Annotated in this window: 12 protein-coding genes and 1 pseudogene; 10 read left to right on the forward strand and 3 right to left on the reverse strand. The window is 31.9% G+C overall.

All coding sequences use genetic code 11. The annotated features are described in order from the left end of the window. Positions 1-150: 150 nt before the first annotated feature. Genes ACWJKS_RS03220 through iadA form a run of 3 tightly spaced genes read left to right on the forward strand, consistent with a single transcriptional unit; the run spans position 151 to position 3,023 of the window. Positions 151-1,167: a transporter permease gene (locus tag ACWJKS_RS03220; RefSeq protein WP_462960428.1), complete on the forward strand. Its 1,017-nt coding sequence runs from the start codon at positions 151-153 to the stop codon at positions 1,165-1,167. Further along, positions 1,167-1,820, forward strand: a complete 654-nt coding sequence (locus ACWJKS_RS03225) for a transporter permease (RefSeq protein WP_462960429.1) — start codon at positions 1,167-1,169, stop codon at positions 1,818-1,820. Before ACWJKS_RS03220 ends, ACWJKS_RS03225 begins: the two co-directional genes overlap by 1 nt. Before the next feature lie 27 nt (positions 1,821-1,847). Next, positions 1,848-3,023 carry a beta-aspartyl-peptidase gene (iadA, locus tag ACWJKS_RS03230; RefSeq protein ID WP_462960430.1) on the forward strand — a complete coding sequence of 392 codons (1,176 nt, stop codon included), beginning with the start codon at positions 1,848-1,850 and terminating at the stop codon, positions 3,021-3,023. Between the two features lie 52 nt (positions 3,024-3,075). Here iadA and ACWJKS_RS03235 read toward each other — a convergent pair whose 3' ends face one another. After that, a complete protein-coding gene (locus tag ACWJKS_RS03235; protein ID WP_462960431.1) occupies positions 3,076-3,846 on the reverse strand; it encodes a hypothetical protein in 771 nt (256 codons plus the stop codon). 350 nt (positions 3,847-4,196) lie between these two features. Between ACWJKS_RS03235 and ACWJKS_RS03240 the strand changes: the two genes are divergently transcribed. Continuing rightward, complete coding sequence (locus ACWJKS_RS03240) at positions 4,197-5,348, forward strand: Rossmann-fold NAD(P)-binding domain-containing protein (protein ID WP_462960432.1); 1,152 nt, start codon at positions 4,197-4,199, stop codon at positions 5,346-5,348. 166 nt (positions 5,349-5,514) lie between these two features. Here the strand turns inward: ACWJKS_RS03240 and ACWJKS_RS03245 are convergent. Then, positions 5,515-5,616, reverse strand: a pseudogene (locus ACWJKS_RS03245) (chemotaxis protein CheV); the annotation flags it as partial. A 237-nt stretch (positions 5,617-5,853) separates the two neighbouring features. Here ACWJKS_RS03245 and ACWJKS_RS03250 point away from each other — a divergent pair. The 4 genes from ACWJKS_RS03250 to ACWJKS_RS03265 all read left to right on the forward strand — a co-directional run bounded on the left by ACWJKS_RS03250 (position 5,854) and on the right by ACWJKS_RS03265 (position 13,463). Then, positions 5,854-8,883, forward strand: a complete 3,030-nt coding sequence (locus tag ACWJKS_RS03250) for a DEAD/DEAH box helicase (protein WP_462960433.1) — start codon at positions 5,854-5,856, stop codon at positions 8,881-8,883. Between the two features lie 70 nt (positions 8,884-8,953). Beyond that, complete coding sequence (locus ACWJKS_RS03255) at positions 8,954-9,766, forward strand: SWIM zinc finger family protein (RefSeq protein WP_216302713.1); 813 nt, start codon at positions 8,954-8,956, stop codon at positions 9,764-9,766. A 46-nt stretch (positions 9,767-9,812) separates the two neighbouring features. Beyond that, positions 9,813-11,615: an ABC transporter ATP-binding protein gene (locus ACWJKS_RS03260; RefSeq protein ID WP_216302714.1), complete on the forward strand. Its 1,803-nt coding sequence runs from the start codon at positions 9,813-9,815 to the stop codon at positions 11,613-11,615. A gap of 15 nt (positions 11,616-11,630) precedes the next feature. Next, positions 11,631-13,463, forward strand: coding sequence for an ABC transporter ATP-binding protein (locus ACWJKS_RS03265; protein WP_462960434.1), 1,833 nt, complete (start codon positions 11,631-11,633; stop codon positions 13,461-13,463). Positions 13,464-13,568: 105 nt separating this feature from the next. Here the strand turns inward: ACWJKS_RS03265 and ACWJKS_RS03270 are convergent, their stop codons facing one another. Continuing rightward, on the reverse strand, positions 13,569-16,178 hold the full coding sequence (locus tag ACWJKS_RS03270; RefSeq protein WP_462960435.1) for a cation-translocating P-type ATPase: 2,610 nt from the start codon (positions 16,176-16,178) through the stop codon (positions 13,569-13,571). 709 nt (positions 16,179-16,887) lie between these two features. On the opposite strand from ACWJKS_RS03270, the gene ACWJKS_RS03275 reads away from it, so the two are divergent. Together ACWJKS_RS03275 and ACWJKS_RS03280 are read left to right on the forward strand one after the other, a co-directional pair. Then, a complete protein-coding gene (locus ACWJKS_RS03275) occupies positions 16,888-17,580 on the forward strand; it encodes a response regulator transcription factor (RefSeq protein WP_462958751.1) in 693 nt (230 codons plus the stop codon). 127 nt (positions 17,581-17,707) lie between these two features. Beyond that, positions 17,708-18,610, forward strand: a complete 903-nt coding sequence (locus ACWJKS_RS03280; protein WP_462960436.1) for an ABC transporter ATP-binding protein — start codon at positions 17,708-17,710, stop codon at positions 18,608-18,610. Position 18,611 lies beyond the last annotated feature (1 nt).

Genomic DNA, 18,611 nt, shown 5'->3' on the forward strand with positions numbered 1-18,611 from the left:
GATGCTATGTGGTCACCATTCATTTTTAGTATGTAAAAATAATTGAGACTATGACTAACTTATATAGGCAATTAACTCAATTTAACAAAAATATAAATTGGCATATAAATTGCTACTATATAAAACATATGAATTAAAGGGGGAATCATAATGGTGCAAAATAAAAAGAAAAACTGTGATTTTAAAATGCCGGACACTTATGTAATCGTATTCTTTGTTGTTTTATTAGCGGCACTATTAACTTATGTCATGCCTGTAGGCAGATTTGAGATTAATTATAAAGCTTATGATGATAATGGCAAAAAAATTGTTGAAGTTGCAGATGGGCAAAAAGCTTCTTTTCAGGTACATAACCAAAAGTATATTATTGACGCTTCAGGTGAAAAAACTTTATTAATTGAAGAAGGTAAAGATGAACCAGTAGGTGAAATAAATAAGGGCAAGGCTAAGGCTTTAGAAGTAAAAAAAGATGATAAGGTATCTTTTAAGATAGTACAGGAATTTGGTGAATTTTTTTCAACGGGAGAAAGAAAAGGAGTTAAACTATTTGCAAGTGGTGGGGAGGTGGGCTTCCTTAATTATATATTTGAGGGTCTTGTAAAAGGAGACAAGTGGGGAAGTGCGGTAGGTGTTATAGCATTTATTTTAGTAGTCGGTGGTGCATTTGGAATTATATTAAAAACTGGCGCTGTTGAGGAAGGTATTCTTTCAATGATAAGTAAAACCAAAGGGAAAGAGGTTATACTTATACCATTGATCTTCTTGTTGTTTTCATTGGGAGGTGCTGTATTTGGTATGTCGGAGGAAGCAATTCCATTTGCTATGATTATTATTCCATTAGTAATAGCTATGGGATATGATGCAATAGTTGGTATTATGATTACTTATGGTGCAACCCAAATAGGGTTTGGTACATCATGGATGAATCCATTTAATGTGGCCATTGCACAAGGCATCGCAGGTATACCTATTTTGTCTGGTGCAGGATTTAGGATAGTTTTATGGGTATTCTTCACTACATTAGGAATCGCATATACCTGGTTTTATGCTAAAAAGATCAGAAAAAATCCATTATTATCAGTTGCATATGAATCAGACGGCTTTTATAGAAAGGATTTCAAAAAAAAGATCTTAAGGATATTGATTTTACATTTGGACATAAGTTAGTGCTTGTTACCATAGTACTCGGAATGGTATGGGTTGTATATGGGGTTACTAAATACGGATACTATATTCCGGAAATTGCAACAGTATTTTTTACCATAGGACTTGTTTCAGGTATTATTGCTGTAATATTTAAGCTTAACAATATGAGTGTAAACGATATTTCAATTTCATTCAAAGAAGGAGCAAAAGACTTAGTTGGGGCTGCATTAGTAGTAGGTATGGCACAGGGTATTATTTTAGTACTTGGAGATTCGTCTCCTGTAACTAACTCTGTTCTAAATACTATGCTTAATGGTATGGCTATTACACTTGGGGGGCTTTCTTCAGGATTAAATGCATGGTTTATGTATATATTCCAAGCGATATTTAACTTCTTTGTTGTTTCTGGATCAGGTCAAGCGGCTATAACAATGCCACTCATGGCACCACTTGCAGATATGGTAGGTGTAAGCAAACAAGTTGCAGTATTGGCTTTCCAATTAGGGGATGGCTTTTCAAATCTAATTGTTCCAACTTCAGGATGTTTAATGGCGGTATTAGGTGTTGCAAAATTAGACTGGGGTAAATGGGCAAAATTCCAAATGAAATTTCAAGGTGTATTATTTGTTATATCTTCAATTGTAATGTTTACAGCTGTAGCAATAGGATACTAAAATACTTAAAATGAAAGGAGAATTAGCATGTTAACGTTAATTAAGGGAGGAAAAGTATACTCGCCACAGTATATGGGAAAGAAAGATATTTTAATATGTGGTGATAAAATAGAGCTTATAGAGGATAGTATTAATATAGAAAATAGTGGGTTAGAAATTAAAGTCATAGAAGCATATGGGAAAGTGGTATTCCCAGGATTCATTGATTCGCATGTCCATATTTTAGGAGGAGGAGGAGAGGGTGGATTTAAAACCCGAACTCCAGAAATAAATTTATCTGATTTAACAACTGCAGGGATAACTACAGTAATTGGGTGTTTAGGAACTGATGGTATATCAAGAGATGTGAAGTCTTTACTTGCAAAGGCAAGAGCCCTTGAAGAAGAAGGAGTATCAACATTCATATATACAGGATCGTATAAGATACCGATTAAATCTATAACTGGAAATGTGCAAGAAGATATTATTTTAATTGATAAAATTATTGGTGTTGGAGAAGTAGCCCTGTCAGACCATCGATCAAGCAATCCAACATTTGAACAGTTCTCACAATTAGTAGGAGATGCAAGAGTAGCTGGGATGTTATCTGGAAAAGCAGGAATCATAAATGTTCATATGGGTGATGGTAAGGATGAACTTAACTATCTGGATAGGTTAGCTGAAGAAACGGATATACCGCTAACTCAAATTATTCCAACACATATAAATAGGAATCCATCCTTATTTAAAAAAGGTTTAGAATATGCAAAAAATGGTGGGTATGTTGATTTAACGACAAGTACTACAAAAAAATTTCTAGAAGAAGGAGAACTGAAATGCAGCACTGGTCTTAGAATTATGCTTGAGGGATGTGTTAATATTAAGAATATAACATTTACTTCAGATGGACAAGGAAGCCTTCCAGACTTCGATGATAAAGGCGAATGTATTGGTCTTAAGATTGGGGGATGTGATTCGCTATATAAAGAGGTAAGAGATGCTATAATTAATGAAAATGTAAGTATAGAAAATGCAATTAGTGTAATAACATCAAATCCTGCAGAACACTTAAAACTGAAAACAAAAGGATACTTAAAGGTTGGATTTGATGCAGATATTATTGTAGTTAATGAAGATGATTTAAATATCAATACTGTAGTAGCGAAGGGTATAACAATGATTCATAAAAATAAGGTTTTGGTTAAGGGAATATTTGAAAAATAAACAAGCTATTAGTTGTAAAATATATATTTTACAACTAATAGCTTGTTTATTTTTATTTATTTTTATTTATAATATCTATTAAAATATTCATTCTTTCATGAATATTTGGTTCTATGTTATCACGCTTATAATGAAAATCATTTGGATCTAATAAGTAACTATGAGTTACTCCAAACAGTGTTTTATTTTCCTTGATTCCTTTTTCAAATATTTCTGAAAGTTTTTCAATGTTAAAGTATTCGAGTCTTAACTCTTCATTCTCATTTTGTGCGTAGACAGGTAAAGAAGTTAATATATTTTTTGTTACTTTATACTGAGGTCTGTAAATATTGTGAGATTCATATTTTATATTAGTTAACTCTGATAATATTTTTGCTGTATTATCATCTATTGAAAAATATCCTCCACGAAAAGCCTCAATAGGCTCAATTCCTATTTTTGAAATATATTCGTAACAATGCTTTATTATAATCTTTTGCTGATCATAAGGGTAGTAGGATATTAAATCTTCATCGCTTTTTATAAATGGGCAAAGCTTTTCTATATGTTCTGGCAAATTATTTGGATGAATATGAAGGCCAAATATAACTTTATAATTATTTTTTATCTTTTCTATTAGATTTAGCTCATTCATCATTTCGGCAAAAAACGGAGTTATGAATAAAAGTGTATATATATTGTTCTCGGAATTTAATTTTAAAAGCCTCTCTAAATTCATTACATTGCTTTTTAAATTTTTATCGAAATTGTATCCTTCACAATCTATAGTTAAAACAAAATCGAAATTTGGATATTTAATATACTTATCTAAAAAATACTTCATAAATTAACACAACCTCCTAATAAACATTGCAAACTTGCAATTTGCATTGTATAATCAAATTACAGTAAGTAACAACTTAATTATACAATGCAGATTGTTACTTGTCAAAAAGTTAGTAACACTCAGTCTCACACTGCTTCATAATACAATTTTAAAATTAATACTTTGAAATTTTAAAGCCTTTCAAAATATAATTCAATTATTAGTACATCTATTTTTCAAAAACAAAAAAATAAAACTAAGAAGGATAAAGGTGTTATTTTATTTTAAAATAACAACTATTTTGGTTCTGCAATTTTTCAAAAAAATGAATTAAACAAAAGAAGAGAAAGACAAGGAGGATGATAATATTGAAAACTATAGGTTTTCCAAGAATGCATAAAGAAATAAATGAGAAAAGAGATTTTTTGCCAACATTTTTTGATATACTTCAAAATGAAAAAGTGAAAATATTTCTTGAAGAAGGATATGGTTCGGCTTTAGGTTATACAAAGGAAGATTATTTAAATAAGAATAGCACAATACAATTTGTATCTAATAAAGAATCTTATGAAAAAGATATAGTTGTAGTTTTAAGATCTCCAGAGTTTGAGCAAATTGATTATATGAAAGAAGGAAGTATTTTATTAAGTATGCTCCATTATCCAACTAGAGCTACCAGAGTAGAAAAGCTTAAAGAAAAAGGCATATTTGCTGTTTCTATGGATTCTATTAGAAATGATTTTTCAGAAAGAATTGTTGTAGATTATGAGGGAACTTCAGGAAATGGAATTAATGCAGCATTTACTGAACTGGCAAAAAACTATAAAAATACTTGCATTGAAGAAAGAAAACCTATAATTGTGAGTATAATGGGAATGGGACGGGTTGGTTTAACCGCAGCAAGACTGGCAGGTAAATATGGGAATAACAAAGCAAATGAAGATATACTTAAGGAAAAAACTAAAGGTGTACTTGTTAAGATGCTACCTAGAAATATAACTGATGATAAAAAGCATATGATTGAAATTCTAAAAAATACGGATATTTTAGTAGATGCAACTACTAGGGATGATGCAACAGAGTATATTGTCAGTAATGAATTATTAGGATATTTAAAGGAGCATTCTATAATTTTAGATTTAACATCAGATCCTTATTTATCAGATGTTTTTCCTATTCAAGTAAAGGCAATAGAAGGTGTACCACATGGAACACTAGATAAAATTGTTATTTACCCTGCTGATGACGAGTATAGGACTATACCAAAGTGTTTGAAATCACTTAATCGAAGAACAGTAGTAAGCTGTAATGCTTGGCCGGGAGTTAACCCAAAGGGTTGTATGGATTTATATGGTAAACAACTTGTATATATTGTACAAAATCTTATAGGATATTCTGTTGATAATTTTGATTTATATAATAATGACTATTTTAATAGATCAATATACAGAGGAACTATTGAATGTTTTGAAGAAAGTTTGAATGATTTTGGAGATGAAATAGTAGATGTAGTAATATAATCGTAAAAGCTGTGAACTTGACTTTCACAGCTTTTACAAGTATATAGGATAAATATCCATCTGAGTTATTTTAATATCGGTTATAATTATAGTATAATAAGGGCTAATATTAGTAACTATTTTTTTAAAACCAGTAATAATATTATTTTATTGTCTAAAATAATATTTCTATAACTAGTGAATTAATTGCATAGTGTTTATTATTTATGATGAATTCTAGTATTTCAAGTTCACCAGTTCCAGATTCTAATAGTATATTATTATTCATATTTTTCCTCACTTTCAAATAGGTATAAACATAGCATTTTAAAATAAATATTTATATTTATATTTCAAGTAAAATGTCCATAACTTTACTTTTAAATGTTAAAATAAAGCTTTAAGTAACAAGTTAAATTTAAAAATAGTAAAATAGAATATAAAAGTGAAATTTTCCAGTAAAATATGGTAAACTATATAGTATATAGTAAAATGTTAACAGCATTATTTAGAGGGTGAAGTAAAATTGATATTAAATGGCGGATGGATAGAAACTACAGAAGGTATGCATACATTTATATTGTGGGGCGAGAGTGGAGAAACTAAGTGCACAAGACGAGGTAGAAAGCCTAAAAATGCACTTCCACTATATGAAAAAATGGCTTCAGTTGTAGAATTGCGTAGCAAAACAAATAATTCAGCAATAGATATAAAACATGGGAAATATAAATATGATGCAATAAAAAAGGAACTTCTAAAAAGAGAAATTAGGGGTATTACTTTTAGTAATTTAGATTCATTTAATTTGATTTTGAATATAGAAAGAGACTGTACGAAGCAGATAGAGTTATCAGGGGAAATAAAGTTTTGGATTACAGTGGCAAAGTTTACTGCTGAGCTAATTATAAAGCATAAGTATTTACCCTCTTTAACCATCGATAGAGCAAAGAAAAAAGTGAATTCTCAGTGGAGATGGCACACAAGCGATCCTGAGTATATTGATAAAAAGAAGGTTTTATGTAGTAATATGCCTACAGAGTGTAAGGCATATTTTCATTTAGATGATCAGCAATTCATATACACAAATAGTAATAAACTGGTAAGTAATTTTATGGATTCTATGATTGACAGTATGGTAAGAAGTAGTTGTAACGAAATAAACAAAGATAATGATTACTTAGAGTATGATTTTAATAATTTAAGTAGTACTTGGATGCATTCTCTTTTTTCAGAATTGCCTGAGATACCGATAGACACAAGTGATCAGGTTAAAATGCTAAATGAGTATAAGAAATGGATAGAACCTATAAAAATTAAAAATAATAATTTTAAATTCCGTACATGTTTCAAAGTTATTCCACCTACAAGAGAAGAGGAGTGGACAATTGAATATTTGCTTCAAGCAAAGGATGATCTTAGCCTTGTGCTACCAGCAAAAATGATTTTTGAAGAATCTGTGGATACAATAACCTATTTAAATAAAAAATTTAATAATCCCCAAGAAAGGCTTCTAGAGGATTTAGCAGTTGCCTCAAAAGTATTTATTCCTATTGAAAGGAGTCTTTATGATGCAGTACCCATAGAGTGCAAGCTATCTATGGAGGAAGCCTATTCATTTTTAAGAGAATCAGCTTATTTCTTGAAAGAAAAAGGATTTGGTATTATTGCACCAGCCTGGTGGAAAAAACCTTCAAGGATCTCTGTTAAGCTAAAGGATAAAAAGCACATTACAAATACTAATTTAGCAGTAAAGAGTACATTCAATATGGATACTATTCTTGAATATGACTGGAAATTGGCATTAAATGGAGAAGAGATAAGTGAGAAGGAATTTGAAAAAATTTCAAATTTGAAAATACCATTTATTCAATTAAGGGGTCAGTGGGTACAGGTTGATATACATCAAATTAAAACACTTTCCAAGATGAAAATGAATAAAGGGTTAAATGGGAAGATTCCTGTCGGAGAATTATTAAGACTCAACTTAAGTGATGAGGAGATAATTCCAGGAGTTACTGTTGATAATATAGATAATCAAGAAGCTGTGGGGCATTTTTTTAAGAAATTGTTTAATTTGAATAATATAGAAGAAGTTGATATTCCATTAGGATTTAGAGGTACCCTTCGTGAATACCAGAAAAGAGGGTTTTACTGGTTAACTTTTTTGCGAAATCATGGTATAGGGGCATGCCTTGCTGATGATATGGGGCTTGGAAAAACTGTACAAAGTATATGTCTTATGCTTTATGAGAGAGAAAAGGGGTTAACGGATAAACCTACTTTAATAATATGTCCTACGTCTGTTGTGGGAAATTGGGAAAAAGAAATTGAAAAGTTTGCACCTAATCTTAAATCAGCAATTCATCACGGAAATAGTAGGTGGAGTTATGAAACTTTTAGCGAGGAAATACATAAAAATGAGGTTGTTATTACAACTTATGCGCTAATGGTAAGGGATAAGGAGTTATTCCAAAAAGAAGAATGGGCAGGGATTATATTGGATGAAGCTCAAAATATTAAGAATAGCGCGTCCAAACAAACTCAATATATAAAAAAACTTAAAGCGGAATATAAAGTTGCATTAACAGGAACGCCGGTTGAAAATAGACTTTCAGATTTGTGGTCTATTATGGACTTTTTAAATAAAGGATATCTATATAATTGGTCAACATTTAGGAGTGAATTTGCAGTTCCTATAGAGCGGGATGGAGATTCTAAAAAAAGTAATAAACTAAAAAAAATAATTGCTCCATTTGTGCTACGAAGACTTAAAACTGACACAAATATTATCAAAGATTTGCCAGAAAAAATAGAGACTAAGGAATATACAGCTTTAACAAAGGAACAGGCTACTTTATATCAAGCTGTGGTAAATGATTGCATAAATAAAATTGATGAATCAGAAGGTATTCAGCGTAGGGGACTTATTATTTCTTCATTAACAAAGTTCAAGCAAATTTGTAATCACCCTGTGCAATTTTTAAAGGACGATGGCGACATTGAAGGACGCTCTGGAAAACTTGAAAGGCTTCTAGAAATGCTGGAAGTTGTTATAGAAGAAGGGGATAGGTCGCTTGTATTTACGCAGTTTGCGGAAATGGGACATATTTTAAAATCAGAAATTGAGAAAAAACTAGGGGTAAGAACACTATTTTTACATGGAGGAACCAGCAGAAAGAAAAGAGAAGAGCTAATTAATGTTTTTCAAGAAGATGGTAATGAGCCTATGGTATTTATATTATCTTTAAAGGCTGGTGGACTTGGGTTAAACCTAACAAAAGCCAATCAGGTATTTCATTTTGATAGATGGTGGAATCCTGCTGTAGAAAATCAAGCAACGGATAGGGCATTTAGAATAGGGCAACTTAAGAATGTCCATGTTCATAAATTCATATGTATGGGAACCTTAGAGGAAAAAATTGATGTTATGCTAGAAAAGAAGCAGGCACTTGCTGAAAGTGTAGTTTCAACAAATGAAAACTGGATATCAGAGATGAGCAATGAGGAGCTTCACGAACTCTTTACATTAGAGCAGGACAACAAAGATTACAATTGATAGATAACATCGAAGGTGATAATTAATAATTGTTACCTAAACATAGACATTGGCAAGGAGGTGGAAACCTGTGGCTGGAAGAATAAGAAATGAATTTGGTAGCAATTGGTGGTCTAAAAAATGGAATAACGCAATTTCGAGCTTTACTATAAGTTCTAGAGTTGACAGTGGACGAGAATATGCAAGAGGTGGAAATGTACTGAGCATAGAGGTTTCAAAGGGGAGAATTGAGGCAGAAGTTCAGGGAAGCAGATTAACACCTTATAAAGTGAATATGGAGCTTGATAGTTTTTCGGAGCAGCAGTGGGGAAAAATCATGAAGATTATGTCGCAAAAAGCTATATTTTGCGCTAAACTTTTAAATGGAGAAATGCCTGAAAATATAGAGGAAGCTTTTAAAGAAGCCGGAGTTTCTCTTTTTCCCAAAAAACAAATACATTTAGTAACTCAGTGTTCCTGCTCAGACGTTGCAAACCCATGCAAACATATCGCTGCAGTTCATTATATGCTTGGGGTTGAGTTTGATAAGGATCCCTTTGTAATTTTAAAACTGAGAGGCATGGATAAAGATGAATTTTTACAAGCTTTGAGAACTTTAAGAAGTGGAAATGAAGGTGAAAAGGTTAAACGAAAAGCAAAAATACACCGTAGGTCAAGAAAAACTATTGAAGATTTAAAAAGAGAATTTGAAAATTTTAATAAAATAGATGATGATGTATTAAACATGACATTTTCTTATATAACACCCGAAGTTAAGCATGGAGTTATAAAAACATTGGGTATTCCAGACTTTTGCACAAGCACAGATGAGTTTAGGTGCAAAATGGGGACAGCGTATACTAGCGCTGAAGAGGAGACTAGAAAGTATATACATGAAAAGTGATTAATAACCAGTATCAAATAGGCCCAGCTACAAGGAGACAAATTATATGAAAAAACTTTTAAAGTTAACTAAAGGAAATAGATTACTATATATTACAGCAATAATTTCTATAGCAGTAGCTACTTTCATAGCAATGCTGGAGCCTATGGTTATAAAAGTAACAATAGATTCAATAATAGGAAATAAACCAATGGACGTTCCATTACCTATGCAAAAATTGGTTATGCTATTAGGTGGCACAGGTATGCTTTCGAGAAATCTATGGATATGTGCTTTGGGGCTTGTAATATTAACATGTATAAGAGGGGTTTTCTTATTCCTAAGAGGGAATCTTTCTGCTCGCGCTGCTGAAAATATTGCAAGAAATATGAGAGTTAAGCTGTATGATCATATTCAGAATTTGCCATATGGATATCATGTAAAAGCAGAAACAGGTGATCTTATTCAAAGATGTACGTCAGATGTAGATACCGTTAGAAAATTCTTTGCGACGCAAATGGTGGAAATAGGAAGAGCGTTTTTTATAGTAACATTCGCAATTTTAATGATGTTATCACTTAATAAAAAAATGACGATTATTGCCATGGTAATAGTACCAATTATATTTGTATTTTCATATGTGTTCTTTTATAAAATAAAGGATACTTTTGAGCACTCAGATGCACAAGAGGGGGTACTAACCTCAGTGCTTCAAGAAAATCTAAGTGGAGCACGCGTGGTTAAAGCTTTTGGAAGGCAAAAGTTTGAGATTGAAAAATATGAAAAAGAGAATATGAAATATAGAGATTTAAATTTCAAATTAGTAAAGCTACATTCAATTTATTGGTCTACATCAGATATACTTTGTATGACTCAAATTGGTTTGGTTTTAGTATCGGGCATATATTTTGCAGTTAATGGAGAAATAAGTTTGGGCAGTTTGGTGGTATTTAACACATATGAAGGAATGTTATTATGGCCAGTAAGGCAGCTGGGTAGAATTCTTTCAGATATGGGCAAAATGTCAGTTTCGCTTAAGCGAATAACGAATGTTCTTGAAGAGCACGTAGAACAAGAATATGGAAAAGCACTTAAGCCACAAATTAAAGGTGATATAAGCTTTGAAAATGTAAACTTTGAATACGAGAAAGATAATAAAATTTTAAGCGATATAACTTTCACAGTAAAGAAAGGCGAAACAGTGGCTATTGTTGGACCAACAGGTTCAGGTAAGTCATCGCTAGTGCATCTATTATTAAGACTTTATGACTATAACAGTGGGTCTATAAAGGTTGATGGAGTAGAGCTTAAGGATATTGGAAGAAAGCATATGAGAAGTAATGTTGGAATAGTGCTTCAGGAGCCTTTTCTCTATTCAAGAACTATAAAGGAAAATATCAAAATGGCAAAGATAGACTCTGAAGATATAGAAATTCATGATGCGGCTACAGTAGCTGATGTGCATAATGTTATATCTTCTTTTGAAAAGGGGTATGACACTATTGTAGGAGAAAAGGGTGTTACCTTGTCAGGAGGACAAAGGCAAAGGGTCGCCATAGCAAGGACACTTATAAACAATATGCCTATATTGATATTTGATGATTCACTAAGTGCGGTGGATACTGAAACTGATAGAGTTATAAGGCAAAAACTTAAAAAGAAAAGTGAAAGTAATACTACCTTCATAATCTCTCACAGAATTTCTACAGTTATGGCTGCGGACAAAATTATTGTAATAAATCATGGAAAGATTGAGGACATAGGAACCCATGACATACTCATTAAAAAGGATGGTATCTATAAAAGAATATGGGATATACAGACATCGTTAGATTCCATAAAGGATGAAAAGCAGGTGCTTAATGAGTAAAAGGCAGGTGATATTATGGATAGGATAGATGAAAATAAAGCTACTAAAAAAATAGATATAGGTATATGGAGAAAGCTCTTTAAATATCTTACAGAATTCAAAAATGGACTTATATTTTTGGCTTTCCTAATGGTAGGTGTGGCAGGCGTAGATGTAGTAATGCCACTACTTACAAGGTATGCTATTGATAATTTTATAGCAAAGAAAACTATAGACGGGCTTACAATATTTGCATTAGTTTACTTTTGCATAATTGTTTTTCAAGCGTTAAATGTAAGATTATTTATAATGCATGCAGGTAAAATTGAAACGCACTTGGCTTATCATATAAGAAAGCTTGGGTTTAAAAGGCTTCAACAGCTATCTTTTTCATATTATGATAACTCATCAGTGGGATGGCTTATGGCAAGGATGACCTCAGATGTAACAAGGCTTAGTGAAATAATATCCTGGGGATTAATTGATATGGTGTGGGCAATAGTTATGATGACTGGGTTTATAGGAGTAATGCTTTATAATAACGTAAAGCTAACTCTTATAAGCATGAGTGTTGTGCCATTCTTATTTTTAATAGGGATATTTTTTCAAAAAAAAATATTGAAATCATATAGAAAGGTTAGAAAATTAAATTCACATTTAACTGCGGATTTTAGTGAAGAGGTATCTGGAGCTAAAACTACTAAAACTCTTGTTCGTGAAGAAGAAAACTTAAACGAATTTAAACAAGATGCAGGCAATATGAGAAATTCTTCAGTTAAGGCAGCTATGTTCTCTGCTCTCTTTCTTCCAATTGTTATATCTATGGGTAGCGTAGGAGCAGGTTTTGCTTTATGGCTAGGAGGGGATAGGGTTATATCACAATCGCTATCTTATGGTACTTTTGTAATGTTTATTGCTTATACTGTGCAGTTCTTCGACCCTGTAAGTCAGCTAGCTGGAACCATTGCAGAACTTCAGAATGCTCAAGCATCTGCAGAGAGAATTATAGCTTTAATAGAAACTGAGCCAGATATATGGGATAAAAATGATGTAATTGAAAAATACGGAGATTTATTTAATGCAAAACAAGAAAACTGGGAAGAAATACATGGAGATATTGAATTTAAAGATGTGTGCTTTTCCTATAAAAATGGAGAAAAGGTGTTTCAAAACTTTAACCTAAAAGTGAAAAAAGGTGAAACTATAGCGTTAGTTGGAGAAACAGGTTCTGGTAAAAGCACCTTAGTAAACCTACTTTGTAGATTTTATGAACCAAGTAGTGGAGAAATATTAATTGATGGAAAAGATTATAGAGAAAGATCACTATTGTGGCTTCAATCTAATGTAGGCTATGTACTTCAAAGCCCACATTTATTTAGTGGAAATATTAGAGATAACATTATATATGGAAAGCTTAATGCAACCTTCGATGAAATTGAAAATGCATCAAAGCTTGTAAATGCTCATGGGTTTATAAGTAAACTAGAAAAAGGCTATGATACGCAGGTTGGTGAAGGGGGAGGGAATCTATCCACAGGAGAGAAACAACTTATTTCCTTTGCTAGAGCCATTGTAGCAGATCCAGCACTATTTGTTCTTGATGAAGCTACATCATCTATAGATACGGAAACAGAAAGAATGATACAAAATGCCATAGAAAAAGTTTTAAATGGTAGAACTAGTTTTGTGGTTGCCCATAGACTTTCTACCATAGTATCTGCAGATAGAATTCTTGTTATAAGGAATGGAAAGATTACGGAATCAGGAAATCACAGAGAACTACTAAAAAGAAAAGGTTATTACTATAAACTATATACAAATCAGCTCTTAGAAGATAAGGAAATGGAAAGCAAAACGGTGCTTTCTTAAGAGAAAGCACCGCATAGAAAATTCTGATATAATAAATTATAAATACAAGGGACGGTTAATAACTTTACTAGAAGTTATTAACCGTCCCTTGTATAGTTTAGTATATTACGTATGAGCTCTTACAAATAATAGTTTATATATTTGAATAAGAATTAGAGGCATAAGGGAGAGTCCATATATCATAGCACGTTGGGTTATTGTTAAAGTAGCTACTTCGAAAACTCCCATAAATGGCTTAAAGCTTAAAACAAATTCTAAAAGTAAATAACCTAATATAGTGGCAATCCATAAATATTTATTTGAGAAAACTCCTATTCTAAATATTGATTCTTGTGACCTAGAGTTAGATCCATGGAGCAGTCTTGATAAACACAGTGTTGCAAAGGCCATTGTGCTTGCAACCACAGTATCACCGGTGGATAATCCTATATGGAACGCTGTCATTGTACATAGTGCAATTAGTAACCCTTCAAGTAGTACTTCTATTGAAAAGGATTTATTTAATATAGGTGAGTTTTTATTTCTAGGTTTTTCATCCATTATATTTTTATTATGAGGCTCAAGTCCTATTGCAATAGCTGGAAGGCTATCTGTAACCAAATTGATAAACAAAAGGTGCACTGGTGCAAAAGGCATTGGAAGCGCTGCAAGTGAAGTATAAAGCACCGAGATTACAGCGGCAGAATTTCCAGATAATAAAAATTTGATTGAATTTTTTATGTTTGAATATATACTTCTGCCATTGGAAATTGCCTTTACAATGGTTGAAAAGTTATCATCCATAAGTACTATAGAAGCAGCATCTTTAGCAACCTCAGTACCCGTTATTCCCATAGCTATACCAATGTCTGCTTGTTTTAAAGCAGGGGCATCATTTACACCATCACCGGTCATTGCCACTACATTTCCTCTTTCTTGCCATGCTCTTACTATTCTTATCTTATGTTCAGGGGATACTCTTGCATATACAGAAATATTTTCTACCTTAGATTTAAGCTCTTCATCATTTAAGGAATCAATTTCATAGCCTTCTATAGCAACAGATCCATTATTTAATATACCTATTTGTTTAGCTATGGCAGAAGCGGTTATTTTATGATCTCCAGTTATCATTACTGGCTTAATGCCAGCCTTGATACATTCTGCAACTGCGACTTTAGATTCCGCTCTTGGAGGATCCATCATGGAAATTAGACCTACAAATGTCAAGTCATTTTCATCGCATGTATCAATTGTTTTTCCATTTTCTATTTCTTTATAAGCAAAAGCTAAAACTCTGAGTCCACTTTCAGAAAATTCCCTATTTACCCTTTCAATTTCCGTTTTATCATCATCAGTGAGGGTTTTAACTCCACTTGATGTAACAATAGTTATTGTCCTTAATAAAAGTACATCAAGTGCACCCTTGGTTATCATAAAGGTTTTGTCTTTAAGTTTATTTGCTGTACTCATTAGTTTTCTATCGGAATCAAAGGGTACCTCGAAAGCTCTTGGATAGTCTTTTCTGATATCTAGCTCATCCAAATCGTATAATTCACCTAGGTTTACAAGTGCAACTTCAGTGGGATCACCAATCTCTTTGTCTTTAATAGTTACAGCATCATTACATAATAGCGCCATTAGTACAAGATTCTTTTCCAAAAGATTATCATGGTCAAGTTCATCATGAGACAATACTTTTTCATCAACATATACCTTTTGTACAGTCATTTTATTCTGTGTTAGCGTCCCAGTTTTATCTGAGCATATCACTGAAATGCTTCCCAAGCTTTCAACTGCATGAAGCTTTCTTACAACAGCATTTTCATGAGACATTTTTTGGGTTCCAATGGCAAGAACTATTGTTACTATTGAGCTTAAGGCTTCAGGTATTGCAGCAACAGCAAGAGATACAGCAAACATGAAGGAGTCAATAATTGCATAGTCTCTAAATATATTGAGAGCGAAAATAAGAGTTGATATTGCAAGTATAACAAAGGCAAGTTTTTTACCAAAGTTATCCAAATTAACTTGTAATGGAGTCCTCTTTTCCTTTGCAGTTTCTAAAAGGTTAGCTATTTTACCTAGTTCTGTTTTCATTCCAATAGATGTAACTAAAACAACAGCTCTTCCATAGGTTATAAAACTTCCGGAAAACACCATATTTTTTTTATCACCAATTGATACATTATCCTCATTTATTATATTTGTTGTTTTTAAAACGCTTTCTGACTCACCTGTTAAAGAACTTTCATTTACCTGAAGACTGTAGTTTTCAATTATTCTTCCATCAGCACTTACATAGTCTCCTGCATCTAAATATAAGATATCTCCAACCAGCAATTCCTTTGAGGGGATTTCTAGCTTTTGACCATTTCTTAGAACCTTGGCTGTGGGAGAAGAAAGAGCCTGAAGGCTTTTTAAAGATTGTTCTGCTTTAATGTGCTGAAGAGTTCCAAGAATCGCATTTATAACAACAACTACAATTATAACAAGGGTACTCTCAAACTTTGAAAGAAAGGCTGATATTATTGCAGCGCCTATAAGTATTAATACTAAAAAGTCCTTGAACTGATCTAAAAACACCTGTATGTGACTTTTTCTAGCAGTTTCAGTTAATTCATTAAAGCCCTGTTCTTCCCGCCTGTTTTTTATTGCAAGGTCATCTAGTCCTTTGTCATTAACCCCCAGAGTGCTCATCACTTCTTTTGATGTTTGATTATAAAATATTTTCATTATTGTCCCCCTTCTCAAAGTAGGATAGTGTAAGCACTATCTCTGTTTTATTACTATTAAATGAAAAATAGCTAATAAAAATAGATATAAAACTATTGATTATAATAACAGGGCAAAACAAAAAGACTCTACAATTGATAGTTATATCAATTGTAGAGTCTTACTAAACTTTAGAAGTTATCAAAGCCGGGATTTAATCCGTGGTGACGACTTTGAACCTGCTAAAAAAAACAGGAAGTTACTCCCTCTACATATATTATTTTGTAACCCGTACATAATCTTTATACTCATATACTAATATTTTTAAGTGAATTTGTCAACATAAATATATCAAATATTCAATATATTAAGAGATGAAGGTAACTGCAAATGTTAATTATGATAAAAATAAGAGAGTGTAAGTACATAATTTTTAATGACATTTCAGAAGGAAAGTCTCCCACTTCTATAAGCAAGAGTACCTACTATAAGTAGGAGTTACTTACCCTAACAAATAGAAAACTTCAGTCGGAGTATAAATCTCCTTTTGAAGTCGTCAATGCACCTTCTGCGAAGCTGTTGCAGCTCCGTAGAAGATTTAATGGTAATATTTAAAATAAAAAAGTATAAATCATGATATAGTATAAGGGTAACCTTCCGGATACCCTTAAAAAAACAATAAATACATAATGAAATAGGTGGTATAAAGGTTGCAGATTGGGGGTGGAGTATGAATAAGGATATTAATATATTAGTGATAGAAGATGATGATTATATAAATAGTATGTTAGCTAGACTTTTGCAAAAAGATAATTATAACGTAAGACAAGCTTATTCAGGTACAGAGGCTATGATGTATATTGAAAACAATGATTTTCAATTGGTACTACTTGATTTAATGTTGCCTGGAATGAATGGAGACGAAGTATTAAAGGGTATAAGGGAAATTAAGCAAATGCCAGTAATTGTGATTTCAGCGAAAATAGATAAACAAGATAAAATAGATATGCTAAAGCTAGGAGCAGATGATTATATTACAAAGCCTTTTGATATAGGGGAGGTTTCAGCTAGGGTTGAAGCAAATATTAGAAGATATATGGATTTTAATAATAGTGATAATTGTGAGCGGAATTTAACATATAAAGATATAGTTCTAAACAAAGAAACTAAAGAAGTTATTGTAAATAACCAGGAGTTAATATTAACAGCTAGAGAATTTACAATACTTGAGTTGTTTCTGTCTCACACTAAAAAAGTATTTAGTAAAGCTAATTTATTTGAAAGTGTTTGGGAAAGTGAGTATTTAGGAGATGACAATACAATTAATGTTCATATGAGTAATATAAGAAATAAATTACATAAGGCAAATCCTAATGAACAATACATAGAAACAATATGGGGTATGGGATATAAAATATCATAAAAAATAACTAGTAAATATACTAGTTATTTTTTTATTCTTAAGGTTTTCTTAAGGAGTTCTTTAATTTCTCTTATGCATTGAGTATTAAGATAAATATATAAGAAATAAAAAATTTGGGGGAGTTAAAGTGAGTGAAGTTTTAAGGCTAAGTAATATAAGTAAAGTTTATGGAAAGCAAAAGGTGCTAGATAAAGTAGAGTTATCTATAAATGAAGGAGAAATTATTGGACTTGTAGGTCCGAATGGTGCAGGCAAGACTACGTTAATGAAAATTATTACGGGTCTAGTTAAAAAATATGATGGAGATGTTTATATAAAAGGAGAAAATATAAAAAGTATTAAAAGGTGCAAGACAAAACGGATTGGTTGTGTTATAGAAACACCAGGCTTTTATCCGGATTTAACAGGTTATGAAAATTTACTTTTTTTCGCAGCGGTATCTGGATTAGAAGATAAGAAAGAAATAGATGAAATTATTAAAAAATTAGGTATTGACGGTTATATGGATAAGAAAGTCAAAAAATACTCATTGGGAATGAAGCAAAGATTAGGAGTGGCCCAAGCAGTTTTATCATATCCACCTATATTAATATTAGATGAACCTACTAATGGATTAGATCCTGCAATAGTGCCTCAGCTTAGGAAATTTATAAAGTACATAGCTGAGGAAAAACAAACAGCGGTATTGATGTCAAGTCATATTCTTTCAGAGATTGAGCTTATGTGTGATAAAGTTGCATTTATACAACAAGGCATGCTAATAAAGGTTGAAAATTTAAAGAAAATTAAAAAAGATAATGATGTTGTTGCTTTTAAAACTAGTAAATTACATGAACTTAAAACACTTTTTGAAACTAAAAATTTAACTTATAAAATTTTAGGGGAAGACACTATTCATGTAACTATAAAAGCTTTTGAATTAGAAAGCTTAATTTTAGATGTAAGCTCTGCAAAAATACCTTTTACAGGAGTATATGAGGTGAAGGAAAGTTTAGAAGAAAAATATTTGAGGACTATAGGAGATGAGTAAA

It is taken from the genome of Clostridium sp. CM038, assembly GCF_055081105.1.